The following is a 26,965-nucleotide window of genomic DNA, read 5'->3' as shown; positions in this document are numbered from 1 at the left end:
GGCGCAGCTCGACTGATCTTCGCGGCCTCGAAGCGGCGCCTGTGGGTTCGACATGGTTGATGAGAAGACCGCCAGACGAGGCCTTGCGCTCGTTTTCGTCACATTGCTGCTCGACATCATTGGCTTCGGCATCATCATGCCGGTATTGCCGGCCTTCCTGCAGGAGCTGACCGGCGTCGGCGTCGGCGAGGCGGCGATCGAGGGCGGCTGGCTCTTCTTCGTTTATGCGGCGATGCAGTTCCTGTTTGCGCCGCTGATGGGCAATCTCAGCGATCGTTTCGGGCGCCGGCCGATCCTGCTCGCCTCTGTACTGACATTCGCCATCGACAACGTCATCTGCGCGCTCGCCTGGTCCTATCCGATGCTGTTCGTCGGCCGCGTTCTCGCCGGAATCAGCGGCGCGAGCTACTCCACGGCCGCAGCCTTCATCGCCGACGTCTCGAACGACGACAACCGGGCCAAGAATTTCGGACTGCTCGGCATCGCCTTCGGTGTCGGCTTCATCATCGGGCCGGTGCTCGGCGGCTTCCTCGGCGAGTTCGGCCCGCGCGTACCGTTCTGGGGTGCGGCAGCACTTGCCTTCGTCAATTTCCTGGTGGCCCTGTTCTTCCTGCCCGAGACGCTGGCGCGCCACAACCGGCGCGCCTTCGAATGGCGCCGCGCCAATCCGCTCGGCGCGCTGAAGCAGATGCGCAAATACAAGGGCATCGGCTGGATCGGGCTGGTGTTCTTCCTGATGGCGCTCGGCCACATGATGTATCCGGCGGTCTGGTCCTTCGTCAGCAGCTACCGCTATGGCTGGAGCGAACGGCAGATCGGCTTCTCGCTCGGCGTGTTCGGCCTCGGCGGCGCGCTTGTCATGGCACTGGTGCTTCCCAGAGTCATCCCCAGGCTGGGCGAGTGGCGTACGGCAGCCATCGGTCTCGGTTTCACGGCCGTCGCTGCCTTCGGTTATGCCGCAGCATGGCAGGGTTGGATGATCTATGCGGTGATCGTGGCGACTTGCCTCGAAGCACTCGCTGACCCGCCGCTGAGGAGCCTGGCCGCCGCCAAGGTGCCGCCGGATGCGCAGGGCGAGTTGCAGGGCGCGATGACCAGCCTGTTTTCGATCACCAGCATCATCACGCCGCTGCTCTACACCGGCATCTTTGCCTGGTTCACCGGGCCGAGCGCGCCGGTGACATTTGCCGGCGCACCCTATGCCGTCGGCGGGGTCTTCATCGGCCTGGCGCTGATGGTGTTCCTTTTCAAGGTCGAACGGCCGGCAGCCAGGAAAGCTACAGCCGTAGAAGCGGAGCAGGTCAACTGATGACACCAGTCTATGTCGATCCCGCCAAGGTTCACGAATTCGCCGATGCCGCGAGCTTTTATGCCTGGCTCAGCAGGAACCACGACAGCCAGGACGAGGTCTGGATCAAGGTCCACAAGGTCGGATCGGGGCTGACCTCGATTACGCCGAAGGAGGCGATCGAAGTCGTCTTATGCTGGGGCTGGATAGACGGCCTGCGCAAGGGGTTCGACGGCAGGAGTTTCCTGCAACGCTATTCGCCGCGCGGCAAGAAGGGCACCTGGAGCCAGATCAATGTCGACAGCGTGGCGCGCCTGGTCGCCGAGGGGCGGATGACCGAGCATGGCATGAAGCAGGTCGAGGCGGCCAAGGCTGACGGCCGCTGGGACCGGGCTTACAAGAGTGGCAAGGACATGCTGATCCCTCACGACCTGCAGGCGGCGATCGATGCCGAGCCGGAGGCGAAAGCAATGCTCGGCAAGCTCAGCGAGCAGAACCGCTTTGCGCTCGCCTTCCGCACCCACAACATGAAGACCGAGGCCGGGCGCAAGAAGAAGATCGAGACCTTCGTCGCCATGCTGAAGCGTGGCGAAACGATCTATCCGCAAGGCAAGAAGTGAACGGAACGCTCGACGCCCTCGGCCTCGTTCAATGCAGGCCGAACTCGTGCAGCAGTTCCTCTCGGTATCGGACGAAGCGAGGTTCGCTGCGGTCGCGCGGGCGGCGCAGCTCGATGTCGATCAGGCGGGCGGCGGCACCCTTCTCCTTGGGCAGCACCAGCACCCGGTCGGCGAGATAGACCGCTTCTTCGAGATCGTGGGTGACCATGACCATGGTCACGTTCTCCTCGCTCCAGATGCGGGCGAGCTCTTCCTGCATGGTGATCTTGGTCATGGCGTCGAGCGCGCCGAGCGGTTCGTCGAGCAGAAGGATTTCGGGCTGTACGGTCAGCGCGCGCCCGCTCCTCGGCGCGGGCGCGGTTTTCGCCACGCACCTCGAGGCCGAAGGCGACGTTGCCACCGTCAGCCAGGGCAGCAGCCGCGGCTCCTGGAAGATCACGGCGCGGTCGGAGCCGACGCCATGCACCGGTTCGCCGTCGATCGCCACCCGGCCGCCATCGGCCACTTCGAGACCGGCCAGCACGCGCAGCAGCGTGGTCTTGCCCGATCCCGACGCGCCGACGATGACAAGGCATTCGCCGGCGCGGATGTCGAGGTTCAGGCCCTTCAGCACCGCCAGCGGTCGGCCGTTGATGGCGAAGGATTTCGAGAGGTCGCGGATCGAAACCTCGCCGCGGTGGCCGCTGTCGATGCTGGTCATGCTTGTTCTCCGATGTCTTTGGCCAGGCCTTTTCAGGCACAGTTCGATTTGGCTTCGGCGTTGGGCTGGACAGCAGGTCGGCGGCCTTGAGCTTGCCCTTGGGTAGCGACCCCTCGCGTTCGAGCACGGCGATCCAGAAGTCGAGGTCGCGGGGAACCGCCTGCGCGCCTTCGCGGAGGCCGAAGCCGGTCCAGTATTTGGCCAGCTCGGCGTTCTCTCCGCGCTTCGACAGGATGGATGCCAGCACCTTGCGTGCTTCATCGGGGTACTGGCGCGATCATTCGGCGGCGCGGGTCGACTGCTCGACGAAGGTGCGGCGCACGCGCAGCGCTGGCTTGGGCGAACGGCGTAGGGGGCGGAAGAACCGGCCTTTGGCGGGTCGAAAGAAGTGGCCATGAGTGCGCCAGAGCGCTCGCGTCTGGCTGGTGTCGCGGGCTGGACAGCTCATTTCGCGCATGCCCGGGTGGTGCAGAATTTTTTGCGACGGGCAGGGCGCGCCACCCGTCTTTTCACGTCGGTGAGATTTGCCGGATGTTCTCAACCAACTGGTTGACAACCGCTTGAGCGAATTGTATTCAACCAATAAGTTAAAAACTAGTTGGTTGAATAGTGACATGACTGATCCTCTTTCCCTTACCTTTTCCGCGCTGGCAGATCCGACGCGTCGCGCCATCCTGGCCCGGCTTGCCCAGGGGCAGGCGAGCGTCGGCGAACTGGCTGCACCCTACGACATGAGCCTGGCGGCGGTGTCGAAGCACATCAAGGTGCTCGAAAACGCCGGCCTGATCTCCCGCGAGAAGGACGCGCAGTATCGCTACTGCAAGCTCCAGGCCGGCCCGCTTCAGGACATCGACGGCTGGGTTGGCGCCTATCGCGACCTGTGGCGCGACAATCTCGATCAGCTCGACGCCTATCTCGCCGACATGCAGCGCGGCGACGACACCAACAAGCAGTGATTTCACGAGATACGAAAGGGAATGACATGAACAAGATGCTTGTCGAGACGCCGGAGGGCGAACCCATCATCCGCATGAGCCGCAGCTTCGATGCGCCGCGCACGTTGGTTTGGCGGGCCTGGACCCGGCCCGAACATGTGGCGCGCTGGTGGGGTTCGCGCGCCATGGGCGCGACCAAGGTGGTCAAGCTCGACGTCCGCCCCGGCGGCGAGTGGCGCTTCGAGCAGACCACGCCTGATGGTACCGTCTTTGCCTTCATCGGCAGGTACATCGAGGTCGACGAGCCGGAGAAGCTGGTCAATACCTTCGCGCTGGAGGGCATGTTCGAAGACAAGACTGTTATCGAGACCCATCGCTTTGAGGAGAGGGACGGCAAGACCCATTACAGCGGCGTCACCCGCTTCGACAGCATCGAGGATCGCGACGGCATGGTCGCCTCGGGCATGGAAGCCGGCGCGCAGGACAGCATGAACCAGCTCGAAGAGCTGCTCGGCGAACTGATCTCCGCCTGATCTTAGACCGGATCCGGCCGGCAATTTCTCCACCGCAATCGTGACCCAAGCGGCCGCATCGGCGACCGGGTGGGATCGCTCATCCCAAGACAGGAAACGACAATGAAAACGCTGGCAATCGCGGGCGCGGCTCTGCTCGCCCTTTTTTCCACCATCGCACTGTCAGCCGTCTCGGCCGGGGAGGCAGTGCCGCTGGAACTGCATCACCAGATCCACGGGGAGGGCGCGCCGCTCGTCCTGCTCCACGGAGCCTTCATGACCATCGAGACCAACTGGGCGACCAGCCTCGGCGAACTCGCCAGGTCGAACAAGGTCATCGCCGTCGAGCTGCAGGGCCACGGCCGTACCGCCGACCGCGACGAAGGGCTGAGCTACGAGACCATGGCCGACGATGTCGCCGGGCTGCTCGACAAACTCGGCGTCGCGAAGGCCAATGTCATGGGCTACTCGATGGGCGGCAACGTCGCCCTGCAACTTGCCCTGCGCCATCCCGATCGCGTCGAGCGCATCGTCGCCGTGTCGGCATCGGCCAGCGACAAGGGTCTGGCCCCTGGGCACAAGGAGATGGTGCAGCACCTGACCGCCGACATGTTCGCCGGCGCGCCGATGGTGGCCGAGTACCAGAAGCTGTCGCCCAAGCCGGACTTCCCGGCGTTGGTCGAGAAGGTCAAGCAGCTTGAGCTGACGCCGTTCGACTGGACCGCGGACCTAGCCAGGATCGCGCAGCCGGGTGCTTCTTGTCGCCGGTGACGCCGACGTTGTGACGCTCGGCCATCTCGCCGAAATGCATGCCGCGCTCGGCGGCCACGCCAATGGCGACGTCAACGGTCCGTCGCGCAGCCAGCTCATGGTGCTGTCTGATACAACCCACATGGGCATCCTCGCCGACCCGGCAAAAGCACAACAGGTGGCAGTGGCGGCCAACGCTTTTCTCGGTACTCCGGCGCCGAAGTGAGGCTGGGCTGTCGCCACGCAACTTGACGTCAAACGCAAACAGGCCCCGCGGTGCGGGGCCTGTTTCTCATTGTCCGATGACGTCGAACCTCAGCGCTCGGCGAGTGCCGGTTCGCCCTGCCGTGCGCGGATCAGGTTGGCGAAGCGACGGAAGAGATAGTGCGAGTCCTGCGGGCCGGGCGAGGCCTCGGGATGGTGCTGGACCGAAAACACCGGGCGGCCGGTGAGCGCGATGCCGCAATTGGTGCCGTCGAACAGCGAGACGTGCGTCTCCTCGACACCCTCGGGCAGCGACTCGGCATCGACCGCGAAGCCGTGGTTCATCGACACGATCTCGACCTTGCCGGTGGTGTGGTCCTTGACCGGATGGTTGGCGCCATGGTGGCCCTGGTGCATCTTGGCGGTCTTGCCGCCAAGCGCCAGCGCCAGCATCTGGTGGCCGAGGCAGATGCCGAACACCGGCAGCTCGGTCTTGAGCAGGTCCTTGATGACGGGCACCGAATACTCGCCCGTCGCTGCGGGGTCGCCGGGGCCATTGGACAGGAAGATGCCATCCGGCTTCATCGCCAGGATGTCTTCGGCCGAGGTCTTGGCCGGAACGACGGTCACCTTGGCGCCGAGGCCGGCGAGCAGGCGCAGGATATTGCGCTTGACGCCGTAGTCGATGGCAACGACGTGCATAGTTTCGTCAGCGCGCTCGCCATAACCCTCGTTCCAGACCCAGGGCGTCTCGGTCCAACTGGAGGACTGGCCCGAGGTGACGTCCTTGGCGAGGTCGAGGCCGACGAGGCCGGACCAGGCGCGGGCCTGAGCCTTGAGGTTCTCGACGTCGAACTTGCCGTCGGGGGCATATGCGATAACGGCGTTGGGCATGCCCTTCTCGCGGATCAGCGCGGTCAGCGCCCGGGTGTCGACACCTGACATGGCGACGATGCCACGGCGCTTCAGCCATTGGTCGAGGTGACCGGCGGCGCGATAGCTCGACGGGTTGGTGACGTCGGCCTTGAACACCGCACCCACGGCACCCGAGCGCGTCGCCGGGTTCAGGTCCTCAATGTCTTCATCGTTGGTGCCTATGTTGCCGATGTGCGGGAAGGTGAAGGTGACGATCTGGCTGGCATAGGAGGGGTCGGTGAGGACCTCCTGGTAGCCGGTGAGCGCCGTATTGAAGCAGACTTCGGCGACGGCACTGCCTGTGGCGCCGAGGCCTCGGCCGGTGATGACCGTTCCGTCGGCCAGAACCAGAACGGCGGTCGGCACTTCGGTTGCCCAGGGGGCGGTCTCTGAGGCCATGGCGATGCTCCTGCGTAACGGGCGCCGCGACTTGAAAAATGGCTCGCAAGGGGCCATATCGCGCAGCGAAAAGCACGGACGACCACCGTCAGGCGGGCCCCGTGCACAAAACAAACAAGTCCTTGCAAGGCGCGGACAATAGGCGAAGGCCGGCACATGGTCAATGACCGTTCCGGGATTCGTGGCTAATTATTTTTCCTAGCAAAAACAGGAAGTTGGCCATTGTCATTCGGTTTGCCACTGTGGCAGGTCGGCGCTATTGTTTGCGACACGTTCAGGAGTAACGGCCATGCGCGAGACACTCGCCGAGGCACTGAAGACTGCATTGAAGACCGGCGACAAGCGCCGCACCTCGACGCTGAGGCTGATCCAGGCAGCCATCCAGGACCGCGACATCGCCCATCGCGGTGCCGGCAAGGACCCTGTCACCGACGAGGAAATCCTGCAGATCCTGACCAAGATGGTCAAGCAACGCCAGGAATCGGCCAAGGCCTTCGAGGAAGGTTCGCGGCTGGAACTGGCCGCCCAGGAGCGCGACGAAATCGCCATCATCTCCGACTTCCTGCCCAAGCAGATGGAGGAGGGGGCGGTGCGCAGCGCGGCACAGCAGGTGATTTCGGAAGTCGGCGCCGATGGCTTGCGCGACATGGGCCGCTGCATGAACGCGCTCAAGGAGCGCTATCCCGGCCAGATGGATTTCGGCAAGGCCAGCGGCATCGTCAAGGAGCTGCTGCAGTAGGCAGCCATGGCCTTGTGCCATGTGAACAGAAACGTCCCGCCTGCGATGCAGCGCGGGGCGTTTTTCGTTTGGGGCGCGAGGGTAGCCGCGCCTTTCCTTCTGCCCTTGCGGGAGGAGGAAAGGTCATCACGCGGCGTGGCGGAGCTTGACCGGGGCCTTGTCACGCAGGCCCCAGATGTGGCCGAACGGATCGAATACGGTTGCGCCGCGGCGGCCGTCGGTTGCCGCAGCCAGGTTTCCACGAATGGTTGCTCCGACCCCGATCGCTCGTTGCAGCGCGGCTTGCACGTTGGCGACATCGAGGATGAAGACGGCGCTGACCGCACCATGGGCCTTGGGGAAGAACGGCCCGCCGCGCCGCGGTTCCTGTTCTCGGCGGGGATTGGCGCCGCCAACCTGCAGGGCGACACCGCCAATCCGCAGGTCGATCGAGATCGGAACGCCCTCGAACAGGTAGGATCCGCCGCGAATGGCACCGAACGCCCTCTGGTAGAAACTGGCTGCCTCTTCCTCACGGCCATGCTCGACGACGACCGAAACGGCAAGCTCGGCCTTGGCGTCGGACGTCGCCTTGAGGGTGTTCCAGTTGTCGTAGCCGAACTGGCGGGCGACGATCTCGAGACAGGCGCTGTGGGCAAGGTGGATGTCTTGCGCGGCCAGGCCTGCACGCAGCTCCTTGGCCATGGATTTCACGCGATCAAGCGATGGCATGGGATGTTCCCTTGAAGAGGGTGACATACAGCGTCAGTGCTCGCATTGCCGACGGTCACCCAAGGGTCAACCATGTTCTCCGGTGCATTCGCCAATCCCTGGGGAGCGAGCGGCAGGCTGCACGGCCCAAGGAGAGTGTCGCCAAGGACGGCGATTCGGGCAAGTTCAAATGGGCTGCGATGGCGGCGACGTTTCCTTTTCAAAAATCACGTCACCGGCAGGCGCTGGCGGGCGATGGCCGCGTGGAAGCGGGTGCCGTGGATCAGGGCGTCGTCGTTGAAATCAAAGGACGGGTTGTGCAGCGGCGCCGAGGCCTCGCCATTGCCGATATAGGCGAAGCAGCCGGGGACATGGTCGAGGAAACGGGCGAAATCCTCGGATGCGGTGACGATCTCGCCCTTGCCGTTGACTGCACCGGCAGCAAACACGGAGCTGGCGGCTTCGAGCGCGGCTGCGGTGGCCTCGGCATCGTTGACCAGCGGCACGAACTCCCTGCTGTAGGTCACCTCGGCCGTGCAGTTGTAGGTCAGTGCGGTGCCTTCGGCGATGATGCGCATCTGCCGTTCGATCTCGGCGCTCACTTCAGGGCGGAAGCTCCTGGCATCGCCGAGGATGCGGGCGAAGCCGGGCAGGGCGTTGCGGGTGCCGTCGGTGATGAGTTCGGTGACCGAGACCACGGAGATGTCAGCCGGGCTCAGCCGGCGTGACACGATGGTCTGCAGGTTGGTGACGACGGCGCAGGCGGCAACCAGCACCTCGCGGCCGAGATGCGGGCGGGCAGCGTGGCCGAGGCCGCGCAGCACGATCTCGAAATTGTCCTCCGCCGACATGATCGGGCCGGGCCGGGTCTCGAAATGGCCCAACGGCAGGCCGGGCATGTTGTGCAGGCCATAGATCTCGTCGAAGGGAAAACGCGCCATAAGCCCGTCGTCGAGCATGGCGAGCGCGCCCTTGCCCCATTCCTCCGCCGGCTGGAAGATGAAGCGCACCGTGCCGTCGAAGCCGCCTTCGTTGGCAAGCAGCTTCGCCGCGCCCAGGAGCATCGCGGTGTGGCCGTCATGGCCGCAGGCATGCATGACACCGGGATTTTGCGAAACGTGACCGTGGCTGGCCTGCTCGGAGATGCGCAATGCGTCCATGTCGGCGCGGAGCGCGATGGCCCGGTTGCCCGATCCACGGCGCAGGGTGCCGACGACGCCGGTGCCGCCGACGCCTTCGACGACCTCGTCGAGGCCGAAAGCCCGGAGTTGGGCTGCAACGAAGGCTGAGGTGCGCTTTTCCTCGAAGCCGAACTCGGGATGGGCATGCAGGCCGCGCCGCCAGGTTGTCATCTCGGCGACGAGGGTGTTCTGGTCGAGCGCGGCCATTTTGCTGATCCCTAGGATTGGAGGAAACAGCGTCGCCCGGATTAGCTGTGGCAGGCAAGAGCGGTTGGTGGGGCCAGCCTTTTTGCCGTGCGGGAAAAGCGCGCCGGTTGCGCCTTACGAGGCAAATCGTCAACGTTGCGATCCTTCGCACCCCCCTCTGGCCTGCCGGCCATCTCCCCCACAAGGAGGGAGATCACGCCGTCATCGGTGCTACGCCCAATCACTGACGTTAGCGGGGGCCTGGCAATCTTGCAGGATGGGCGCCGCCGGCGACGCGACTAATCTCCCTCCTTGTGGGGGAGATGGCCGGCAGGCCAGAGGGGGGTGCGGAGGATCGCAACGCACAATGGAAAGAGGCGCGGCGTGCGCATGCGGAAAAGCGTTACTGTGCGCTGCTCAGCTCGCCTTCAGACGCGAGCCGCGGAGCAGGCCCTGCTCTTCGAGCACGGGATAGGCCATCGAGGCGAGCAGGGAGTTGATCTGCTTGAGATCGCGGATGGTGTCGAGGTGGATCGAACTGGTCTCGACGCTCTTGATGGTGCCGTCGCGCAGGCGCAGGAAATGGCTCTGGCTGGTCTGCTTCTCGACGTCGCGCAGCCGGTCCTTTTCGAGCACGAGCTGGCGCGCGGTGTTGGCGTCGCGCGACACCAGAACGTTGAAGGCCAGGCGCGCATTGGCCATCACCGAGGCGTGGAAGGAAGTCAGCTCGCGCCAGCCTTCGGGCGTGAATTCCAGGCCGCGGTCGAGCTTCTTCTGCACATGAGCCAGCATGTTGCGGACGATGATGTCGCCGACCTGCTCAAGCTTGACGCAGGCGCCGAGCAATTCCTGGCAGCGCAGCGCCTCGTCCTCGGTCATCGGCCGGATGGTGGCCTTGGCGAGGTATAGCTTGATCGCCTGGTGCTTGCGGTCGACGCGGTCGTCGAGCGAGGCGAGTGCCTTGATCTTGTCGGCGTCGGGGCTCTCATAGAGCTCGATGATGCGCTGGAGCATGATCTCGACGGTCTCGCAGACGCGGACCGTCTCTCGGGTGGCGTTGGCAAGGGCCTGCGAGGGGGTGTCGAGGGCGGCTTCGTTGAGCGCGCTGAGCTCGGCGACCGCCATCTCCTTGGCCGGATCGGTCCTGGTGCCGAGCGCCACGATCTTTTCCGAGGCGCTGTAGACGAGTTTGGCGAGCGGAATGCCGGCGACCAGGATGATGCAGTTGAACAGGATGTGGGCGTTGATGATCTGGTCGGGGCCGGTCGAGCCGAGGAACGCGGTCGACGGCTTGATCCATAGAAACGCCACCAGCATGACCAGCGAGCCGGCGCCGCGCATCAGCAGGTTGCCGATCGGCACGACGCGCACGCCCGGCTCGGCGTTGCGGGTGAGCAGGGGGGCGATGATCGAACTGCCGAGATTGACGCCGAGCACCAGCACGATGCCGAGCTCGGGCGGCACGAAGCCGCGGCCGGCAAGGGTGACGATCAGCAGCACGGCGGCGATCGAGGAATGGAACAGCCAGGTGACTATGGCCGCGAGCAAATAGGCGGTGACGGGGTCGCCGGCGAAATAGTCGATGATGACGGGCAGCAGCTTGCTTTCGCGCAGCGGCTCGGAGGCCTGGCCGACCATTTCGAGCGACAGCACGAGAAGGCCGATGCCGACGAGGATGCGGCCTGTCTGCTGCCAGCTGCGCCGGTCGGTGGCGAGGAACATTGTCGTCCCGGCGACGAGACACAGCGGCACCAGCAGCGACAGGTCGAAGGTCAGGATCTTGATGACCAGCGCCGAGCCGATCTCGGCGCCGCGCACGGCGAGCTGGCCGGCGAGGCCGCTGACGATGCCGGCACCGGCGAAGGAGCCGACAAGCAGGGTGACGGCCGTCGAGCTCTGGAAAGCGATGGCCAGGGCCGTTCCGGCAAGCACCGCCAGGATCGGGTTGCGCATGGTGTTGCGCAGCTTGTGGCGCAGCACGTCGCCATAGGCACGCTCGACGCCGGTGCGCACCATTCGGGTGGCAAACAGGAGCAGGGCGACGGCGCCGGCGAGGTGCAGCAGGACGACGGAGCCACTCATCGGGAGCACCTGATGGACGTGCTGCCGGGGGCTGTCTGGGAGGCTGCCACGGTGCTCTTGGCGCGGATGCGAATCACTGTCATGAACATGCCATTTAGATTAGCCGGATAATATTTTTCGTCCATAGTGCACACGTGTGCACGCAATCGCAAGATGCGATCATCCACATTGTGACAGGTAGGGCGGCAATTCCGGTTCGACAGCGACCGGCCGACGGCGCAATCGAGATGCCTGGCCGGATGTTTGCGCTGCTGAGGCCCTGTGAACAGCGGGCATGTCCGCGGGCAGGCAACGAATAGGAGTCGTGTCCGGCGAGGCGAGCGCCTATATCAGTTTGAAACAAGCAGGACCCGATGCGCTTTTCCGACGGATTTTTGAGCGAGATACGTGACCGCGTGCCGATTTCGGCCGTGATCGGCCAGCGCGTGACCTGGGATCGCAAGAAGACCAACACCCAGAAGGGCGATTTCTGGGCCTGCTGTCCGTTCCATGGCGAGAAGTCGCCGTCGTTCCACTGCGAGGACCGCAAGGGCCGCTATCACTGCTTCGGCTGCGGCGTGACGGGCGATCATTTCCGCTTCCTGACCGAAATGGATGGGCTCAGCTTCCCCGAGGCGGTCGAGCGCATCGCCGAGATGGCCGGCGTGCCGATGCCGGCGCGCGATGCGCAGGAAGAGCGGCGCGAGCGCGAGCGCGCCTCGCTGCATGACGTCATGGAACTGGCGACCAAATTCTTCGAGGACCGGCTGCAGACGTCCGATGGAGCCCGGGCCCGTGCCTATCTGCGCGACCGCGGGTTATCGCAGGTGACGCAGCAGCAGTTCCGGCTCGGCTTCGCGCCCGACAGCCGCAATGCGCTCAAGGAGTTCCTCGCCTCCAAGGGCATCGAGAAGGCGCAGATGGAGGCCTGCGGGTTGACCGTCTTCGAGGACGTGCCGGTTTCCTATGACCGCTTCCGCGACCGCATCATGTTTCCGATCCCGGATTCCCGCGGGCGCATCATCGCCTTCGGCGGCCGTGCGATGTCGGCGGAGATTTCGGCCAAGTACCTGAATTCGCCCGAGACCGAGCTCTTTCACAAGGGCAACGTGCTCTACAATTTCGCCCGCGCCCGCAAGGCGCTGCAGAAGGGCGGCACGGTGATCGCCGTCGAAGGCTACATGGACGTGATCGCGCTCGCTCAGGCCGGTATTGAAAATGTCGTGGCGCCGCTCGGCACGGCGCTGACCGAAAACCAGCTCGGACTGTTGTGGCGCATGTCGGGCGAGCCGGTGTTGTGCTTCGACGGCGACAAGGCCGGCTTGAAGGCCGCCTACCGCGCCGCCGACCTGGCGCTGCCGCTGGTAGCCCCTGGGAACACGGCCCGCTTCGCATTGCTGCCAGAGGGCAAGGACCCTGACGACCTGGTCAAGGCGGAAGGGCCGGAAGCGTTCCGCACCGTGCTCAACGCGGCGCGACCGCTGTCCGACATGATCTGGATGCGTGAGACGTCGGGCGGGGTGTTCGACACGCCGGAACGGCGCGCCGAGCTTGAAAAGACGCTGCGCGAGCTGACCGGCAGGATCAAGGACGAGAGCGTCCGCTACCATTACCAGCAGGAAATGCGCGAGCGGGTGCTGAATTTCTTCGGCAGCCAGCGCGGCCGCCAGCAAGGGCAAGGCGGCAGGGGCTCGTTCAGCAAGGGTAGCGGCGAGCGCGGCCAGTGGAAAAAGGGTGGTGCCGGTGCCGCCGCGGGTCGGCTTGCCGTGTCCGAAAGCCTGGCGCGTTCGGCGCTGGTCAAACGCACGGCCGGCATCATGCCTCTGCGCGAGGCGGCACTCGTCGTCGCTCTGGTCAACCACCCCGCGCTGATCGACGAGAATTTCGAGCATGTCGAACGGCTCGACCTCAGCCATGGCGAGCTCAAGCAGCTGCATTCGGTGCTGATCGATGCGATGGCGCATGGCGAGGCCAACACCCGCGAAGCAGTTGTGGCGGCGATCGAGCGCGCCTCCTGTGCCGAGATGTGGGGGCGGGCGGTGATGCTGGCGCGGCGCGCCCGGCAGTGGACGGCGCTGGAAGACGCGGCGATCGAGGACGCCCGCGACGCCTTCGCGCAGGCGTTGCACTTGCACCGCAGCGCCCGCACCTTACATAAGGAGCTGAAACAGGCCGAAGCTGCGCTGGCTACAGATCCTACCGACGAAAACTACCGACATCTGGTGGAAGTTCAGGCGCAGTTTCACGACGTGCAGGCCACCGAAGCGCTTATCGAAGGCTTCGGGGTGTCTTCGGGCCGGGGCGGTCGTAACTGACGCTGCGGACCGATTATCCCGCAATTGATTCGCTTTTTTGGCGCGAATCATGCGAGAGGCGCTTGACCTTCCGACGGAATGACGGAATCAGGTCGATTCGAAAAAGTTAACCGGCGGCCAGGTCGCCAGTCGTGTCGATGGCCTGAAAATGCGGATTGGGGCACTTGTCACTGGACAGGAAGATATTCCGCCACAGATATCACGGTTAATCTGGACTTAACACAGGTACAGCTACTGGCAGTTCAGGCGCAGGTTCGATGAGCGCATCTGATTTGCACTGTCCAAGAGTTTAAGCGGCTGACGGGCCGCCTGGAGAAAGCGAAGAATGGCGACAAAAGAAAAGGAAGAGGTCGAGACCGAACGCGAAGGCGCCCCAGACGGACCTTTGCTCGACCTTTCCGATGACGCTGTCAAAAAGATGATCAAGGTCGCGAAGAAGCGCGGCTATGTCACCATGGACGAGCTGAATTCGGTGCTGCCCTCGGAGGAGGTGACCTCCGAGCAGATCGAGGACACCATGGCGATGCTCTCCGACATGGGCATCAACGTGGTCGAGGACGACGAGCAGGGCGAAGAGGCTGAGGCTTCCGAAGGCGATGCCGAAGAAGATGCCAATGAGCTTGCCGAGCAGACCGGCACCGCCGTTGCCGCGACCACGACCAAGAAAGAGCCGACCGACCGTACCGACGACCCGGTGCGCATGTACTTGCGCGAAATGGGCTCGGTGGAGCTTCTGTCGCGCGAAGGCGAAATCGCCATCGCCAAGCGCATCGAGGCTGGCCGCGAGACGATGATCGCCGGCCTGTGCGAAAGCCCGCTGACCTTCCAGGCCATCATCATCTGGCGCGACGAACTCAACGAAGCCAAGATCCTGCTGCGCGAGATCATCGATCTCGAGGCGACCTATGCCGGTCCCGAGGCCAAGCAGGCGCCGATCGTCGAGCGCGTCGAGGAAGACGCCAAGCCCAGGGACGAGCCGAAGGCGGGCCGCCGCCGCGGTGGCGACGAGGAAGACGACATCACCAATGTGGGTGGCGACACCCGTGGCGAGGACGACGAGGAAGACGAGGACGAGGCCAGCCTGTCGCTGGCGGCCATGGAAGCGGAACTGCGTCCGCAGGTCATGGAAACCCTCGACGTCATCGCCGACACCTACAAGAAGCTGCGCAAGCTGCAGGACCAGCAGGTCGAGAACCGTCTCGCCGCCGCCGGCACCCTGTCGCCGAGCCAGGACCGCCGCCTGAAGGAGCTGAAGGATCAGCTCGTCAAGGCCGTGAAATCGCTGTCGCTCAACAACGCCCGCATCGAAGCGCTGGTCGAGCAGCTCTACGACATCAACAAGCGCCTGGTGCAGAACGAAGGCAAACTTTTGCGTCTCGCCGAAAGCTATGGCGTGCGCCGCGACGAGTTCCTGAAGGAATATCAGGGCTCCGAGCTCGACCCGAACTGGATCCGCTCGATCTCGAACCTGTCCAGCCGCGGCTGGAAGGAGTTCACCAAGAACGAGAAGGACACGATCCGCGACCTGCGCGCCGAGATTCAGAACCTCGCCACCGAGACGGCGATTTCGATCCTGGAATTCCGCAAGATCGTCAATCAGGTGCAGAAGGGCGAGCGCGAGGCAGCGATCGCCAAGAAGGAAATGGTCGAGGCCAACCTGCGTCTCGTCATCTCGATCGCCAAGAAGTACACCAACCGCGGCCTGCAGTTCCTGGATCTGATCCAGGAAGGCAACATCGGCCTGATGAAGGCCGTCGACAAGTTCGAGTACCGCCGCGGCTACAAGTTCTCGACCTATGCCACATGGTGGATCAGGCAGGCGATCACCCGTTCGATCGCCGACCAGGCCCGCACCATCCGCATCCCGGTGCACATGATCGAGACGATCAACAAGATCGTCCGTACCTCGCGCCAGATGCTGCATGAGATCGGCCGCGAGCCGACGCCGGAAGAACTGGCCGAAAAGCTCGCCATGCCGCTCGAGAAGGTGCGCAAGGTGCTGAAGATCGCCAAGGAGCCGATCTCGCTCGAAACGCCCGTCGGCGACGAGGAAGATTCGCATCTCGGCGACTTCATCGAGGACAAGATGGCGATCCTGCCGATCGACGCGGCGATCCAGGCGAACCTGCGCGAGACCACCACGCGCGTGCTCGCCTCGCTCACCCCGCGTGAAGAACGCGTGCTGCGCATGCGCTTCGGCATCGGCATGAACACCGACCACACGCTTGAAGAGGTCGGACAGCAGTTTTCGGTCACCCGCGAGCGTATCCGCCAGATCGAAGCCAAGGCACTGCGCAAGCTCAAGCATCCGAGCCGCTCCAGGAAGCTGCGCTCGTTCCTCGACAGCTGATCGCAGCGATCTCGTTCAAAAAGCCCGGCTCTCCGTCCAACTTTACGGGGTCAGTTCATCTGGCCGGGCTTTTTCGTTTGGGGGGCTTATATTCCTGCGCAATCCCAACCGGAAAACCGCCAGGCACTTTTCCTGCAAATCCTCTAGTCCTCCGGGTTTCCAGCAACGAGATTGTATTCGGCCCATCTGGCCTCGGGAATTGCCTCGCCGACGCTGAACTCGAAGGCCGCGACAGCGCCTGCGGTCACATCGCAAGAGAAGACTACGCCGTACCAGCGGCCCCCGGCCCGGAAGGCTCCGCCTTGCGCATGAAACGAGCCGCCAGCGATCCTGAGATCGCCGGTCGCATAGGGGACGACAAGATCGGGACGGAGCTCCGCCTTCCAGCGGTGGATCTGCTCCATGGCCTCGATGTTGCACAGCTGGATGGCACGTTCGTCGGGAGCAAAGGTCGCCAGCGCCTGCCTGGCATGGCGGCTGCGCGGGTCGGCGAGCAGCTTTGCCGCGTAGAAACTGTGCGCCTTGACCATAGAGGGGGGGCTGAGCGGTCGGCGCCTCGGGCTTGGAGGTGGTGGCAGGCGCAAGGGTACGTCCAAGCGGTGCGGCGGAGGCTGCCTGTTGTCGCGGCAACTGGACTGGTGCGGGCGCCGGTGCCACCAGTTCGACCGGCACTGCATCCTCGGCCGGAACCCTGAATGGCTGTGGCCTCGGCAACAGCAAGAGGGCGGCCAGCAAAAGGGCATGCAATGCCAGCGAGACGGGCCAGCTGGGATCCAGTTTCACGACAGGCGACATGCGACCCGGGTTTTTGTGCAGCCAACTGGTTCGCCCGTCACTGTGGCGCGATTGCGGCGCCGGATATCGGTGCTGCGCAAGCCTGCCTAATTGCGCCTGCGCCGGTAGACGTAGACGACCGCCGGCGGCAGGTTGCGCCAGACGCGGGGCGAACGGGTGAATTCCAGGCCGAGGCTTTCGGCAATGTTGCTGCGCACCGGCGAGAACAGCCCATAGGTGAACTGGATATACACGCCATCGGGCCCGAGCCGCGAGAAGGCGGCGGACAGGATCGCCTCCTGCTGGCTTGATGTCATCGACAGCAGCGGCAGGCCAGAGACGACGGCGTCGACGTGCTGCGGTCCTACGGACGCCAGTTTTTCCGCAGGTTCGTCAAAAATGGTCACTTCTGGGTGGCGGTCGCGCAGCATGCGGCAGAAGACCGGGTTGAGCTCGTAGAGGAAGAGGTCGGCGGGCGCGATGCCGAGCTTCAGGATTTCACGGGTGATGTTGCCGGTGCCGGGGCCGAACTCGGCGACCCGCCGGGCCCAGCGCGGCAGCTGGCTGGCCATGAGCTGGCACAAACTCGGCGACGAAGGGGCAAGGGCCGACACCTGACGGGGCCGGCGTAGCAGCTGGGCAGCGAACGCATTGAATTCGGTCATTCTTGCGGGTCCTGGCTTTTGGCGTAGGTGGTTAGCGGTCGCGCATGATGCAATAGGCAAGCTCGGGCGAAATCCGATGCACGATGCGCAAGAGCTTGGTCCTTTCGATCCAGATCTCGTCGAGGCCGCGTTCGATGCCGGCTATGAGGTCGGCGGCGGCCAGCGCCGGCGGATATTTCCGGAGCGGACCGGCGCGCGACAGGGTGGTGTCGACAAGCGTCATGACGGCTTCGGTGAGCTGGATCGGAAGCTTGGCCGCGCGGCACTGGTCGCGCAGCGAACGGGTGAAGCTGCGCAGGGCAGCCTTGCTGGCGCAGTAGACGGCGGCCTCGCGCTTAGGCGCGATGGCAAGCCGGAGGTGACGTTGACGACGGCCGAGGAGGGATGAGCCGACAGCACCGGCAGCGTCCACCGACAGTTGCAGCGGCGCGGTCAGGTTGACCGCAATTTCGGCCGACATGGCGTCGAGCCGGGCCTGGCTGTCCACTGTCAGATCGGTGTGATGCATGATTGCTGCGTTGTTGATCAGCGCGCTGCACTGCGGGCGCGTTTCGGCCACCCATTGAGACAGGGCCTCGGCACTGGCTGATGTGCCGAGATCGACTTGCTGGATGGTGACCGAGCCATGGAGTTGCTTCGCCAGCGCATCCAGCGAGGCAGCGTCGCGTCCGACCGCGATGACATGCGCGCCCTTGGCGGCCAGCTGGCGGGAGAGCTCCAGGCCGATGCCGCGTGCGCCGCCGGTGACGAGCACGGTCCTGTCGTTGAAGTCGAAACTGTCGTGCATTCCCTGACCTGGTGGGCTTGGCTGTTGACCCGTACTTGGGTGCGGGAAATATTGCGAATAATTGTGTCACCCAATACTCGCATCCCATGAACGCATCAAAGTCCCGGCTGACCCCCCGCAAGACACCGCGGCAAGAGCGCAGCGCTGCCACCTGCGCTGCGATCCTGGAGGCGGCTGCTCGCATTTTGGAGACGTCGGGCAGCGCCGGACTCACCACCAATCATGTCGCGGTGTTGGCAGGCGTTTCCGTCGGTACGCTCTACCAGTACTTCCCCGCGAAGGAGGCGATACTGGCCGAGCTGGTCCGCCAGATGCGACAGGACATGCTGGCCGATTTCGTCGGTGCCGTGCGCGAGGCCGAGGGCAAGGGGCTTACCCGTGCCGTCGATGCGATGGTGTCTGCGAGCCTGCGCCATCATCTCAGGCGGCCGGCGCTGGCGCAGGCGCTGGAGCACGAGGAACTCGAGCTCAAGCTCGACAAGGAGACGGTGCAGCTGAAGGCCGACATGCGCGACCTGATCGTCGGCGTGCTGCGCGACCACGGCGTCGACCAGCCGGAGCGCACGGCCTTCGATCTGATGTCGCTGTCCAGGGGCATCGTCGACGCCGCCGTCCGGGCCGGCGAGCGCGATTTCGACGATCTGCAGGCGCGGTTGCGCCGGGCGGTTGCCGGCTATCTCGGAATTCTTGCCTAGCTGCTCTTCGTCGGGTCGCCGACTTCGGCGTTCAGCCGCACCGCCTCCCGGACGAGTTTTTCGGCAAGCGCTGCATCCACCGTGTCACCCTCGCGATATTCCATGGTGGCGAGCTCGTATTTGCCGCCGGCCTTCAGCCTTGGCTCGATGCCGCGCAGCCGCTTGCCGCGCCAGAAGCCGAACAGTACGCGGGCTTCCTCCGCCCGGATGAGCAGGACCGGGCCATTGGAGAAGCAGACGATGTGGCCCCATTTGATGCGCGTCTCGGGATCGCCCGCGGCACGAGTGGCTGCGCGCAACGCCTCGACGATGTCGAGGTGCCAGTCGCTCAAGGCCTTGATATAGGCCTCCGGGCTCTCCGCTGGCACTTCCTTGCGCATCATCTCGCTGTTCTCCCCCTGCAGGCACGCTATCCCGATCGCGTTGGCCGCGCCATATCGTGTGCAGTTCAGCCCTTAGCTGCCGCCACGCCCCAGCGCGGGTCCGACATAGCGGGCGCGCGGGCGGATCAGTACACCTGACGTCAGCTGCTCGATGGCGTGCGCGACCCAGCCGATGGAGCGGGCGATGGCGAAGAACGCTGTCTCATAGCCGATCGGCAGCCCGAAGGTGCGCACCATCACCGCCAGCGCATAGTCGATGTTGGGGTGCAGGCCGGTGGCTTCGGTGATCAGCGTCGGTGCCTCGACGGCGAGGCGCCTGTCGGCGCCCGCCTCGGCCAGGGCTGTCAGCAGGCTGTCGGCGCGAGGGTCGCCGTCGCGATAGACGGTGTGGCCGAAGCCGGGGATGCGGTCGCCTATGGCGACACGTTCGCGGATGTTGGCGGCGACGTCGGTGGCGGCGAAATCGGCCACCATATGCGCTGCCAGCGGGCCGGCGCCGCCATGACGAGGGCCCTTGAGCGCCACCAGGCCTGATATCAGCGCATCGTAGAGGTTGATGCCGGTGGAGGCGGCGCAGCGCACCGTCCATGTCGAGGGGTTGAGCTCGTGGTCGGCAAGCAGCACCAGCGCGCGGCGGAAAATTGCCTCGGCACTGGGATGGCCAGGCGCCCAGGCGTTGGCCACCTGCAGATGGATCGGCGCAGGCGAGGGCGTGGTGCCAAGGATGCCTGAGGTGAGCAAACGGACGGCACGGGCACCAACCTCGACGCGGCCCTGGCGCGAGCGATTGAAGGCGCGTGAATCGTTGCCGCCGGCCAGCGCGAGCATGGCGATGGCACGTGGGATTGGCGCTTCGCCCGTGGTGACCGAGGCCACGGCGCGCATGGTGTCGCTGATGACAGGCATGTTGGCGGCGGCGAAAGGGTCGGCGTCGTTCATGTCCCACAGCAGCGTCGCTGCCTGTTCCAGCGTCGCGTGCTCGGCCAGTGCCACCGCCTGAACGCCGCGATAGACCGACCCTTCGCTGGTGATGGTCGAAATCGCTGAATCGAGAACCGGCGCCTCGGTCTCTCCGGCGCTGGCGAGGCCGGCCGGGGCACGCCGCGCCAGAAGGGCTCGGACGTCGTCGGCACGGTAGCGCCGGGCACGGGCGTCCTCGGACGGTTCCGAGCGGATCAGGCCGCGGCTGACATAGGCATAAAGCGTAGCCGGCGAAACGGCGAGCTCGCCCGCGGCCTCGCGGGCCGAGAGATAGAGCGGTTCGGAGGCTTTTTTCATATTGATCAAGCTAATCAAGATTGATCAATATGAAAAGAGCTTCATCTTTCTGCAGCGCAGCAAGGAGCAAGCCCATGACACTTCATCAGACCACCGCCGGACTGGACGGCGTGACCGCGGCCATGACCGCACTTTCCCATGTCGACGGCGAGGGTGGCGAACTGATCATCGCTGGCAGCCGCGTCGCCCAGCTGGCCGCCGAGACGGATTTCGAGGGGGCTGCCGCCCGCCTGCTTTCGGCCGCCGGCAAGGAAACCGCAGCCGGCGAATTGAGGGCGGAGCTTGGCGAAGCACGTGTCCGTGCCTTTGCGCGGCTCGAAAAGATCCTGCCCGCGACCGAAAGCCTGGCGCTCGGCGCCGGCTTCCGCGCGGCGATCGCCGCGATCGATCGGGAGGACGGTCTCGACGACGAGGTGGCGCTTCTCGGTGCCATGCCGGTTCTGGCGGCAGCACTGGCGCGCAGCGCCGAGGGACTCGCCCCCGTTGCGCCCGATGCCAGCCTCGGCCAGGCGGCCGACATGCTGCGCATGATGCGCGGCACGGCTGCGAGCGACGCAGAAGCGGCGGCGCTGGACGCCTATCTGGTGACCGTCAGCGACCACGGCATGAACGCCTCGACCTTCGCCGCGCGTGTTGTCGCCTCGACCCAGGCGGACCTGTTCATGGCGGTGACGGCAGGCTACTGCGCGCTGTCGGGCCCGCTGCATGGCGGCGCACCGGCACCTGTCCTCGACATGCTGGAAGCCATCGGCAAGCCCGACAACATCGCACCATGGATCGACGCGGCATTGGCGCGCGGCGAGCGCCTGATGGGTTTTGGTCACCGCATCTACAAGGTGCGCGACCCGCGCGCCGACGTGCTGAAGCGGTCGGTGGGCACGTTGGGCTCGGAGGGTATGGATCTTGGCCTTGCCGCCGAGGTCGAGGGATATGCCCGCGAGGCGCTCGCCCGCGCCAAGCCGGGCCGTCGTCTCGACACCAATGTCGAGTTCTACACCGCCATCCTGCTCGGTGCGCTGAAGATCCCGCGCGAGGCGTTCACCCCGGTCTTCGCTGTCGGCCGCACGGCGGGCTGGGTCGCGCATGCGCTGGAACAGCAGCGCACCGGCCGGCTGCTGCGCCCGGCCTCAGTCTATACCGGGCCGATGCCGGCCTGAGAGCATGCTGACGGATTGCGCAAAGCCCGGGGCATGACCCCGGGCTTTTTCATTTGGCAATTGCCTTTGGACGGTACGACGCTAGATGCAGCGGTGGAAGCTTGAAGGGAGAGGGCCCGATGCGGCTGGTGGCGAGTTCTGTGGGATTGGCGGCCATTTCGCTTGCCGTGATGGGCGCTGCGGCGGCACCGCCGCAAAATCCGATCGGCATGGCGAACCCTGCCTCGGTGCATTGCGGCAACATCGGCGGCAAGCTCGAGATCCGCAAGGACGCCGGCGGCAACGAGACCGGCTATTGCCGCATGCCCGACGGCAGCCTCTGCGAGGAGTGGGCGCTGTTCCGCGACCAGAAATGCGTGGCACCGAAGGATTAGGCACTCAATACAGACCCGGCACCAGCCGCCATGTGCGGCGGGCGTAGTCGTCATATTCCGCGCCGAAATGGGTGCGCAGCAGGCGCTCCTCGGACCGGATGCGGGCGACCAGCGGCACTAGGGTGAGGCCGACGAGGATGACGCCCACGCCCGAGCGGAAGACAAGAGCCCAGCCAAGGGCGTTGACCAGCAGGCCGAGATAGCTGGGATGGCGGATGAGCGCATAGATGCCCGAGGTGACCAGCCTGTGCCCGGGCTGGATGGCAACCAGCCCGCTGAAGCGGCTGCCGAGGACGAAGAACGGCCACAGCCGGAGCATGCCGCCGGCGGCAAACAGCGCGACGCCGATCCACCGGATCGTTTCGCCGCCGATGGTCCAGAAGTCGATACGGTCGTCATAGGCCGGCAGGAAGGCACTGAGCAGGCCGATGACGCCGAGCGCCGGCAGCACCCAGCGATTGGCGCGGTCCTCCTGCTCGCCCGGGCTGAGATTGGCGCCGCTGAGCAGGGCGACGACCATCAGGACGACGGTGAGGATTGCGGCAGCGGTGCGGGACGGGTTTGAGAAGAATACCATGAAGCCGCCCGCGCCGAGAATCGCAAGCCCGAGGCTGACAAGCGTGCCGGCCACGCCAAGGATGAGTATTTTGAGAGAGGGCAATGTTTTCCACGTCCCCGATGCAAGCGTTCCCACCTTAGCCGAAAGCAGTGCCTAGAATGCAAGGGCGGCCTGTGCGGTGTGTAACCGTGGGCCGTACCTTGAAGAATCAAGATTCCGACCCGCGCGATCTTCACCGCGCGGGTCGGGCTACTTGCTTACTCCTTGCCGACATACTCGCTGAGCAGTTTTTCGTTGCGGGCCTTTTCGATCTTGGCGGTCAGTTCGGCGGCGAGACGATCGTCCATACGATACTTGACCAGATTGACGAGGGCGCCGGTGAGCAGAAGCACGCCCATGCCCCAGTAGCCCTTGGTCGAGAGGTCGACCGGCGCCAGCCACAGCGACAGGGCGAGCATGAAGTAGGCGACGGCGACGGACGCGGCGTTGAACAGGATATAGGTCTGGTTCGGGCTCATGATTTTCCTCCTTGAGTGACGACATTGCGGGGTGGCGAGATCTAGGGATCAGTTGGGTGACGAGATTTCGGTGGCGGTTGCGAGACGCTGAAGGACCTGGGTCGCGTCGACCCTGACGGGCAGGCCGTGGCCGGCATTCGCCAGTCTTGTGCGCACCGCATCGCCGCTCAATTCGTCGTCGATGGCATCGATGACGAAGGCTTCCTCCAGCGGATCGCTACGGTCGTGTATGCGGGCGATGAGAGCCTCCGCCTCCTTGAAGCCGGTGGACCTGCCGAGCGAGCGGTTGAGGCCGCGCTGGGCCCGATGCTCGGCGTCGAGCGCCTTGGCCGAGATCAGGCCCTGGTTGAGGTCGACAATCTTGGCATGGGCCGTCTCGATCGAGAGCCGCATGCGGGTGATCCGCTGCTCCAGCGCTGCCAGCGTCGCCTGGCGAACCGCGCGTTCGTTCTCCAGTTCGGCGATGACGGTTGCGCCGTCATGCGCCAGTTCATTGGCGCCGGCATGAAGCGCGCTGGCGGTCCGCTGTTCGAGGTCACTGAGGCGCTGGGCAAGGCGCGAGAGCGCCGACTGTTCACCGCGGTGGCGGATGACGATCGTCGCCAGGGTCTGCTTGGCGGCGCTCAGGCCGGATTGTGCGTTCCTGATGTGTTGTTCGATCAGGTCGATGGCAAAGCGGTTTTCAAGGCCGGTTTCAGCCTGGGCTCCCGCAACCGCCAGCAACGACTTGAAGACATTCCTTATCATGCTTCCCTCCCTTGAACATTGTTCATATTTGAAGGCTACCACAAAATGAACATTGTTCAAGAGGTATTTTGAACGATGTTCATTTTGGCGGCGTTGTGCTATCTGGATGGCAATGGCGGGCCTTCAACATTGGCAGGAAACAAGATGGCGCTGGATCGCAACGAGACGAAGGAGCGGGTGCTTGGCATCGCCGAAAGGCTGCTCAACGAAGGGGGGGCTGCCAAGCTGCAAGCGCGCACGATCGCCAGCGAGGCCGGGATCGCGGTCGGCTCGATCTACAATCTGTTCGGGGACCTGACCGGTATCTTGCGGGCGGTCAACACGAGGTTGCTCGAACGACTTGATACCGTCGGCAATCAGGTGCTTGGCGACCTGGAGCGTCAGGGCGTGACCGATCCGGTCCGGCTGCTTCTGGCGCTGGCCGGGGTCTATCAGCGTTTCGTCGGTGAGAACCCGGGAAGCTGGCAGTCACTTCTGGCCACTGGCCTTGCCGGTGAGCCCTCGGACGAAACCAGGGCATATGAGGAGCGGCTTTCGAGCAGCTTCTTGCTGATTGCCGACATTCTGGAAAAGAGCGGGCTGATTGCCGATCCGCGTCTGAGGGGAACGGCCGCGCATGCCTTGTGGTCAAGCGTCCACGGTATCGTGACGGTCGGCTACGCGACCGATGCCATCGAGGGTAGACGAGGGGACGTGTCGGAGCAGATCACGCTTCTGGTGACGACCTTCGTCGCCGGCCTCAGGCAGAGGGTATGACGGGAGGGGACCCACGCGACGGATGCCGCGCGGGTCGCGTTCGTCACTTGCAGGTGGTCTTCAGCTTGTTCGCTTCGATCGCCGTGCCGTTGAGCTTCAGCACCGAGCCGTCGGTCTGGATCAGCGAAGTGCCCGACCAGGCGCCCTGATCGGCGAGGCAGTTGAGCGGCGTGTCGACGACGGTGATATCGCCGCGGATGTTTTCGGCAGGACCGGAGAAGTAGAGGCCTGCCTTGCTGGCGCCATCGACGCGCATGTTGCCGAAGTCGATGTTCTTGACCGGGCCACCGAGGAAGTCCCACTCGCTGCCGTAGATGTAGGCACCATAGGTGCCGGCATTGGTGATGGTGACGTCCTTGAAGCTGATGCCGGAGACGGGGTTGAGGAAAATGCCGGCGTTGCGGGTGCCGTCGATGGTGAGGCCGCGGACATTGACGTTGGTCGTCACCGCATTCTCAGGCAGGGTCGAGGCGGTGACGAGCATCAGCCCGTTGATGCCGCCCTTGAGCGTCATGTCGGTGATGGAGACATTGGAGGTGCCCTGGAGCACCACCAAGTCCATATCCAGGCCCTGTTCGGAATTGTCGACGGTGACCTTGTTCATCGTCACGTCGTTGGCGGCGACGAGCAGGATGCCTTCGCGGCGCGACTTGCTGATCTTGACGTTGTCGATGACGATGTCGCTGGCGGCGTGGGTGATCACCTCCGGCCAGTCGCTCTGGTCGATGCGGCTGCCGGCGAAGATGCCATAGGTGACGCTGTCGATCACCGTATCGCGGACGGTCAGCCCGCTGGTGCCGAGCGCGGCGACCGCGGCGTGCGGCGCGCGATTCGGCCGGCCGACCGCGAACTCGCAATTGGTGTTGCTGTTGCAGATGTAGAGGTCGTGGATGTTGGCGCCTGATATCGTGGCGCCGGTGACGTTGTCGAGGCGGATGCCGTCGCCCGCGGTCTTCGAGATGTCGACGTCGCGGATCGAGATGTTGGAGGTACCGCTGCTGGCGATGCCGGCGAGGCCGCCGGTGATGGTCAGTCCGGCGATCTCGCTGCCCGAGGCCATGCTGACGACGTTGGCGGCGGCGTTGGTGCCAGTCAGCTTAGCTGCGTCGCCGCCATTGCGGAACGCCACCTCTATGCGACTGTTGGCGCCGCGTACGGCGATCGATCCGCCGCCGCCGACCATGTGCTGGCCGGCGCCGAGCTGCAGCGCCTGGCCGAGCGTGATGCCGCCATTGGCGAGCACCAGCGCGTTGGTGCCGGCGGTGGTGAGTGCTGCATTGATGGCTGTCGCATCACCCATTGCCTGCGAGATCGAGACGACCTTGCCGACGGCCTGACCGCCGTGGACAAACTCAGCGGCCTCGGTCACGCCGTCGCTGTCGGCATACGTACGGATGAAATCGGCACGTTCGACGCGCTGGAACATCGGATCGAAGGCGGCCTTGCCGGTGCGGCTCGATCCGCCGAGTGGTACACGCAGCCGCGCGGTGAGGCCGAATTCGGTCTGGTCCTCATTGTCGTAGGAAATCGAGGCGCCGAGCGCCAGCGTCGAACCGGAGACACCGGGCAGGCCGGAGAAGCTGACCTCGGTGCGCGCCTTGACGCCAAGCGTGTCGTCGAGGCCGCGCGCGCCATCATACCAGTAGGCGCCGCCGAAAACCTTCATCTCGGCGTTCATGCTTTCGGGGAAGATGGGCAAGCGCAGGCCGACTTCCGTGTCGGCGCCGGCGCGGGCGAATTCGCGGCCGGCCTGGAACTTGAGTTCGCTGCCGGAGACGAAGGCGTGGCTCAGGCTTGCTGCGACCTTGTCGTCGCCGAGGGGGAGATAGACATTGGCGCGCGCTTCGTAGACCGGGCCCAGCGCTTCGACGCCGAATGACAGCTGGTTGAAGCTGTTGCCGTGTTCGCTGTTGAAGACGTCGAGATAGCCATAGCCGCCGAGCAGCCAGCCACCTTCGACACGGTGGCGGTAGCCCATGCCGAACGAGGCCTGCCGTGCCGAACCTTCGACGAAGCTGCCGCTGGCGTCGAAGAAGACGCCATTGCCGTTGTCGAGCAGGAACGGCATGAAGATACCGATGCCGCCATTGCCGACGCCATAGGCAAGGTTGCCTTCGAGTTCGAGGATCGGCTGCTGGGCTTGCGCAAAGGCGCAGGTCGAAAGGGCGGTGCCGGAGGCCAGCGCCACTGCAAACAGGCTTGGGAATGTCATGGCAGGTACTTCAAATTTCCGATTGAACGTCGGTGAGCTAAAATACCTGAATTGAAGAGTCCAGATTAAATTGGCGACTGTACGGGCGTCGCCTGTTGACGACGTTTTTCCTTTTGTTTCAATGCGTTGATGCTAATTTAGGCCGTTGCCGGGTTGGTTTGTTAGAAACCGCTGCGGACGCTGGGGCAGATGGCGACCACGCGCGGGACCGCAGC

The 26,965-nt window shown here is 64.7% G+C and carries 27 protein-coding genes and 1 pseudogene; 13 read left to right on the top strand and 15 right to left on the bottom strand.

Going from position 1 to position 26,965, the window contains the following annotated elements; all coding sequences use genetic code 11:
• The first annotated feature begins 52 nt into the window (after nt 1–52).
• Both Amn_RS19710 and Amn_RS19705 read left to right on the top strand, forming a co-directional pair.
• A complete protein-coding gene (locus tag Amn_RS19710) occupies nt 53–1,309 on the top strand; it encodes a TCR/Tet family MFS transporter (protein ID WP_154384838.1) in 1,257 nt (418 codons plus the stop codon).
• Nucleotides 1,309–1,908 carry a YdeI/OmpD-associated family protein gene (locus Amn_RS19705; RefSeq protein WP_154384839.1) on the top strand — a complete coding sequence of 200 codons (600 nt, stop codon included), beginning with the start codon at nt 1,309–1,311 and terminating at the stop codon, nt 1,906–1,908. The genes Amn_RS19710 and Amn_RS19705 overlap by 1 nt, the downstream gene beginning before the upstream one ends.
• Before the next feature lie 28 nt (nt 1,909–1,936).
• On the opposite strand, the gene Amn_RS19700 is transcribed toward Amn_RS19705, so the two are convergent.
• On the bottom strand, nt 1,937–2,608 hold the full coding sequence (locus Amn_RS19700; RefSeq protein WP_502874731.1) for an ABC transporter ATP-binding protein: 672 nt from the start codon (nt 2,606–2,608) through the stop codon (nt 1,937–1,939).
• 61 nt (nt 2,609–2,669) lie between these two features.
• Nucleotides 2,670–2,924, bottom strand: a pseudogene (locus Amn_RS32640) (ABC transporter substrate-binding protein); the annotation flags it as partial.
• Between the two features lie 298 nt (nt 2,925–3,222).
• Between Amn_RS32640 and Amn_RS19690 the strand changes: the two are divergent.
• The 4 genes from Amn_RS19690 (at nt 3,223) to Amn_RS19675 (ending at nt 5,031) form a co-directional block, all read left to right on the top strand.
• Nucleotides 3,223–3,564: an ArsR/SmtB family transcription factor gene (locus tag Amn_RS19690; protein ID WP_154384841.1), complete on the top strand. Its 342-nt coding sequence runs from the start codon at nt 3,223–3,225 to the stop codon at nt 3,562–3,564.
• A gap of 26 nt (nt 3,565–3,590) precedes the next feature.
• Nucleotides 3,591–4,076, top strand: coding sequence for an SRPBCC family protein (locus Amn_RS19685; RefSeq protein WP_263006492.1), 486 nt, complete (start codon nt 3,591–3,593; stop codon nt 4,074–4,076).
• A 102-nt stretch (nt 4,077–4,178) separates the two neighbouring features.
• On the top strand, nt 4,179–4,826 hold the full coding sequence (locus tag Amn_RS19680; RefSeq protein ID WP_067959790.1) for an alpha/beta fold hydrolase: 648 nt from the start codon (nt 4,179–4,181) through the stop codon (nt 4,824–4,826).
• Nucleotides 4,807–5,031, top strand: a complete 225-nt coding sequence (locus Amn_RS19675; RefSeq protein WP_067959794.1) for a hypothetical protein — start codon at nt 4,807–4,809, stop codon at nt 5,029–5,031. The genes Amn_RS19680 and Amn_RS19675 overlap by 20 nt, the downstream gene beginning before the upstream one ends.
• Before the next feature lie 89 nt (nt 5,032–5,120).
• Here Amn_RS19675 and carA read toward each other — a convergent pair whose 3' ends face one another.
• Nucleotides 5,121–6,323, bottom strand: a complete 1,203-nt coding sequence (gene carA / locus Amn_RS19670; RefSeq protein WP_067959797.1) for a glutamine-hydrolyzing carbamoyl-phosphate synthase small subunit — start codon at nt 6,321–6,323, stop codon at nt 5,121–5,123.
• A gap of 289 nt (nt 6,324–6,612) precedes the next feature.
• Between carA and Amn_RS19665 the strand changes: the two genes are divergently transcribed.
• Nucleotides 6,613–7,062 (top strand): GatB/YqeY domain-containing protein, encoded by a 450-nt coding sequence (locus Amn_RS19665; protein WP_115733732.1) that lies wholly within the window; start codon nt 6,613–6,615, stop codon nt 7,060–7,062.
• Between the two features lie 126 nt (nt 7,063–7,188).
• Here the strand turns inward: Amn_RS19665 and Amn_RS19660 are convergent, their stop codons facing one another.
• From Amn_RS19660 to Amn_RS19650, 3 genes are all read right to left on the bottom strand, one after another.
• Complete coding sequence (locus Amn_RS19660; RefSeq protein ID WP_182573270.1) at nt 7,189–7,773, bottom strand: glyoxalase superfamily protein; 585 nt, start codon at nt 7,771–7,773, stop codon at nt 7,189–7,191.
• A 206-nt stretch (nt 7,774–7,979) separates the two neighbouring features.
• Nucleotides 7,980–9,140: an amidohydrolase gene (locus Amn_RS19655; RefSeq protein WP_286290977.1), complete on the bottom strand. Its 1,161-nt coding sequence runs from the start codon at nt 9,138–9,140 to the stop codon at nt 7,980–7,982.
• Between the two features lie 396 nt (nt 9,141–9,536).
• Nucleotides 9,537–11,201 carry a Na/Pi cotransporter family protein gene (locus tag Amn_RS19650; RefSeq protein WP_286290976.1) on the bottom strand — a complete coding sequence of 555 codons (1,665 nt, stop codon included), beginning with the start codon at nt 11,199–11,201 and terminating at the stop codon, nt 9,537–9,539.
• Between the two features lie 353 nt (nt 11,202–11,554).
• Between Amn_RS19650 and dnaG the strand changes: the two genes are divergently transcribed.
• Together dnaG and rpoD are read left to right on the top strand one after the other, a co-directional pair.
• Nucleotides 11,555–13,495: a DNA primase gene (dnaG, locus tag Amn_RS19645; RefSeq protein ID WP_067959808.1), complete on the top strand. Its 1,941-nt coding sequence runs from the start codon at nt 11,555–11,557 to the stop codon at nt 13,493–13,495.
• 325 nt (nt 13,496–13,820) lie between these two features.
• Entirely contained in the window at nt 13,821–15,845 is a 2,025-nt protein-coding gene (gene rpoD / locus Amn_RS19640) for an RNA polymerase sigma factor RpoD (RefSeq protein ID WP_286290975.1), read from the top strand.
• 143 nt (nt 15,846–15,988) lie between these two features.
• Here rpoD and Amn_RS19635 read toward each other — a convergent pair whose 3' ends face one another.
• The 3 genes from Amn_RS19635 to Amn_RS19625 all read right to left on the bottom strand — a co-directional run bounded on the left by Amn_RS19635 (nt 15,989) and on the right by Amn_RS19625 (nt 18,071).
• Nucleotides 15,989–16,375 (bottom strand): DUF930 domain-containing protein, encoded by a 387-nt coding sequence (locus tag Amn_RS19635; RefSeq protein WP_286290974.1) that lies wholly within the window; start codon nt 16,373–16,375, stop codon nt 15,989–15,991.
• 351 nt (nt 16,376–16,726) lie between these two features.
• The gene (locus tag Amn_RS19630) at nt 16,727–17,284 is read right to left on the bottom strand and encodes a class I SAM-dependent methyltransferase (protein ID WP_263006499.1); all 558 of its coding nucleotides are present in this window, start codon (nt 17,282–17,284) and stop codon (nt 16,727–16,729) included.
• A gap of 31 nt (nt 17,285–17,315) precedes the next feature.
• Nucleotides 17,316–18,071, bottom strand: a complete 756-nt coding sequence (locus tag Amn_RS19625; RefSeq protein WP_286290973.1) for an SDR family NAD(P)-dependent oxidoreductase — start codon at nt 18,069–18,071, stop codon at nt 17,316–17,318.
• 86 nt (nt 18,072–18,157) lie between these two features.
• Between Amn_RS19625 and Amn_RS19620 the strand changes: the two genes are divergently transcribed.
• The gene (locus Amn_RS19620) at nt 18,158–18,766 is read left to right on the top strand and encodes a TetR/AcrR family transcriptional regulator (RefSeq protein WP_286290972.1); all 609 of its coding nucleotides are present in this window, start codon (nt 18,158–18,160) and stop codon (nt 18,764–18,766) included.
• Here the strand turns inward: Amn_RS19620 and Amn_RS19615 are convergent.
• Nucleotides 18,763–19,149, bottom strand: a complete 387-nt coding sequence (locus tag Amn_RS19615; protein ID WP_286290971.1) for a DUF1801 domain-containing protein — start codon at nt 19,147–19,149, stop codon at nt 18,763–18,765. The two genes, Amn_RS19620 and Amn_RS19615, sit on opposite strands and share 4 nt — an antisense overlap.
• Nucleotides 19,150–19,221: 72 nt before the next feature.
• Nucleotides 19,222–20,427, bottom strand: a complete 1,206-nt coding sequence (locus Amn_RS19610; protein ID WP_286290970.1) for a citrate synthase family protein — start codon at nt 20,425–20,427, stop codon at nt 19,222–19,224.
• A gap of 74 nt (nt 20,428–20,501) precedes the next feature.
• On the opposite strand from Amn_RS19610, the gene Amn_RS19605 reads away from it, so the two are divergent.
• Both Amn_RS19605 and Amn_RS19600 read left to right on the top strand, forming a co-directional pair.
• Entirely contained in the window at nt 20,502–21,584 is a 1,083-nt protein-coding gene (locus Amn_RS19605) for a citrate synthase (protein ID WP_286290969.1), read from the top strand.
• A gap of 119 nt (nt 21,585–21,703) precedes the next feature.
• Nucleotides 21,704–21,958 carry a putative hemolysin gene (locus Amn_RS19600; protein WP_154384850.1) on the top strand — a complete coding sequence of 85 codons (255 nt, stop codon included), beginning with the start codon at nt 21,704–21,706 and terminating at the stop codon, nt 21,956–21,958.
• 4 nt (nt 21,959–21,962) lie between these two features.
• Here the strand turns inward: Amn_RS19600 and Amn_RS19595 are convergent, their stop codons facing one another.
• From Amn_RS19595 to Amn_RS19585, 3 genes are all read right to left on the bottom strand, one after another.
• Nucleotides 21,963–22,619 carry a methyltransferase family protein gene (locus tag Amn_RS19595; protein ID WP_154384851.1) on the bottom strand — a complete coding sequence of 219 codons (657 nt, stop codon included), beginning with the start codon at nt 22,617–22,619 and terminating at the stop codon, nt 21,963–21,965.
• Nucleotides 22,620–22,774: 155 nt separating this feature from the next.
• Nucleotides 22,775–23,035 carry a YiaA/YiaB family inner membrane protein gene (locus Amn_RS19590; RefSeq protein ID WP_115731274.1) on the bottom strand — a complete coding sequence of 87 codons (261 nt, stop codon included), beginning with the start codon at nt 23,033–23,035 and terminating at the stop codon, nt 22,775–22,777.
• Nucleotides 23,036–23,083: 48 nt separating this feature from the next.
• Entirely contained in the window at nt 23,084–23,782 is a 699-nt protein-coding gene (locus Amn_RS19585; RefSeq protein WP_286290966.1) for a PspA/IM30 family protein, read from the bottom strand.
• Nucleotides 23,783–23,926: 144 nt separating this feature from the next.
• Between Amn_RS19585 and Amn_RS19580 the strand changes: the two genes are divergently transcribed.
• Nucleotides 23,927–24,538 carry a TetR/AcrR family transcriptional regulator gene (locus Amn_RS19580; protein ID WP_067966292.1) on the top strand — a complete coding sequence of 204 codons (612 nt, stop codon included), beginning with the start codon at nt 23,927–23,929 and terminating at the stop codon, nt 24,536–24,538.
• A 43-nt stretch (nt 24,539–24,581) separates the two neighbouring features.
• Here the strand turns inward: Amn_RS19580 and Amn_RS19575 are convergent, their stop codons facing one another.
• Nucleotides 24,582–26,750, bottom strand: coding sequence for a right-handed parallel beta-helix repeat-containing protein (locus Amn_RS19575; protein ID WP_286290965.1), 2,169 nt, complete (start codon nt 26,748–26,750; stop codon nt 24,582–24,584).
• Nucleotides 26,751–26,965: the final 215 nt, after the last annotated feature.

The organism is Aminobacter sp. Y103A (assembly GCF_030294925.1).
In the GTDB taxonomy this organism is placed as follows: Bacteria; Pseudomonadota; Alphaproteobacteria; order Rhizobiales; family Rhizobiaceae; genus Aminobacter; species Aminobacter ciceronei.
Note: the sequence above shows the minus strand (reverse complement) of the source record. Positions and strands in the feature narration are given on the sequence as shown.

Coding starts and splice junctions, on each gene's coding strand:
- Amn_RS19690 (WP_154384841.1), top strand. CDS start 3,223: ATGACTGATCCTCTTTCCCTTACCTTTTCCGCGCTGGCAGATCCGACG.
- dnaG (WP_067959808.1), top strand. CDS start 11,555: ATGCGCTTTTCCGACGGATTTTTGAGCGAGATACGTGACCGCGTGCCG.
- Amn_RS19590 (WP_115731274.1), bottom strand. CDS start 23,035: ATGAGCCCGAACCAGACCTATATCCTGTTCAACGCCGCGTCCGTCGCC.
- Amn_RS19615 (WP_286290971.1), bottom strand. CDS start 19,149: ATGATGCGCAAGGAAGTGCCAGCGGAGAGCCCGGAGGCCTATATCAAG.
- carA (WP_067959797.1), bottom strand. CDS start 6,323: ATGGCCTCAGAGACCGCCCCCTGGGCAACCGAAGTGCCGACCGCCGTT.
- Amn_RS19600 (WP_154384850.1), top strand. CDS start 21,704: ATGCGGCTGGTGGCGAGTTCTGTGGGATTGGCGGCCATTTCGCTTGCC.
- Amn_RS19685 (WP_263006492.1), top strand. CDS start 3,591: ATGAACAAGATGCTTGTCGAGACGCCGGAGGGCGAACCCATCATCCGC.
- Amn_RS19585 (WP_286290966.1), bottom strand. CDS start 23,782: ATGATAAGGAATGTCTTCAAGTCGTTGCTGGCGGTTGCGGGAGCCCAG.
- Amn_RS19575 (WP_286290965.1), bottom strand. CDS start 26,750: ATGACATTCCCAAGCCTGTTTGCAGTGGCGCTGGCCTCCGGCACCGCC.
- Amn_RS19610 (WP_286290970.1), bottom strand. CDS start 20,427: ATGAAAAAAGCCTCCGAACCGCTCTATCTCTCGGCCCGCGAGGCCGCG.
- Amn_RS19635 (WP_286290974.1), bottom strand. CDS start 16,375: ATGGTCAAGGCGCACAGTTTCTACGCGGCAAAGCTGCTCGCCGACCCG.
- Amn_RS19625 (WP_286290973.1), bottom strand. CDS start 18,071: ATGCACGACAGTTTCGACTTCAACGACAGGACCGTGCTCGTCACCGGC.
- Amn_RS19650 (WP_286290976.1), bottom strand. CDS start 11,201: ATGAGTGGCTCCGTCGTCCTGCTGCACCTCGCCGGCGCCGTCGCCCTG.
- Amn_RS19665 (WP_115733732.1), top strand. CDS start 6,613: ATGCGCGAGACACTCGCCGAGGCACTGAAGACTGCATTGAAGACCGGC.
- Amn_RS19620 (WP_286290972.1), top strand. CDS start 18,158: ATGAACGCATCAAAGTCCCGGCTGACCCCCCGCAAGACACCGCGGCAA.
- Amn_RS19700 (WP_502874731.1), bottom strand. CDS start 2,608: ATGACCAGCATCGACAGCGGCCACCGCGGCGAGGTTTCGATCCGCGAC.
- Amn_RS19680 (WP_067959790.1), top strand. CDS start 4,179: ATGAAAACGCTGGCAATCGCGGGCGCGGCTCTGCTCGCCCTTTTTTCC.
- Amn_RS19580 (WP_067966292.1), top strand. CDS start 23,927: ATGGCGCTGGATCGCAACGAGACGAAGGAGCGGGTGCTTGGCATCGCC.
- Amn_RS19705 (WP_154384839.1), top strand. CDS start 1,309: ATGACACCAGTCTATGTCGATCCCGCCAAGGTTCACGAATTCGCCGAT.
- Amn_RS19630 (WP_263006499.1), bottom strand. CDS start 17,284: ATGACCGAATTCAATGCGTTCGCTGCCCAGCTGCTACGCCGGCCCCGT.
- rpoD (WP_286290975.1), top strand. CDS start 13,821: ATGGCGACAAAAGAAAAGGAAGAGGTCGAGACCGAACGCGAAGGCGCC.
- Amn_RS19710 (WP_154384838.1), top strand. CDS start 53: ATGGTTGATGAGAAGACCGCCAGACGAGGCCTTGCGCTCGTTTTCGTC.
- Amn_RS19655 (WP_286290977.1), bottom strand. CDS start 9,140: ATGGCCGCGCTCGACCAGAACACCCTCGTCGCCGAGATGACAACCTGG.
- Amn_RS19660 (WP_182573270.1), bottom strand. CDS start 7,773: ATGCCATCGCTTGATCGCGTGAAATCCATGGCCAAGGAGCTGCGTGCA.
- Amn_RS19605 (WP_286290969.1), top strand. CDS start 20,502: ATGACACTTCATCAGACCACCGCCGGACTGGACGGCGTGACCGCGGCC.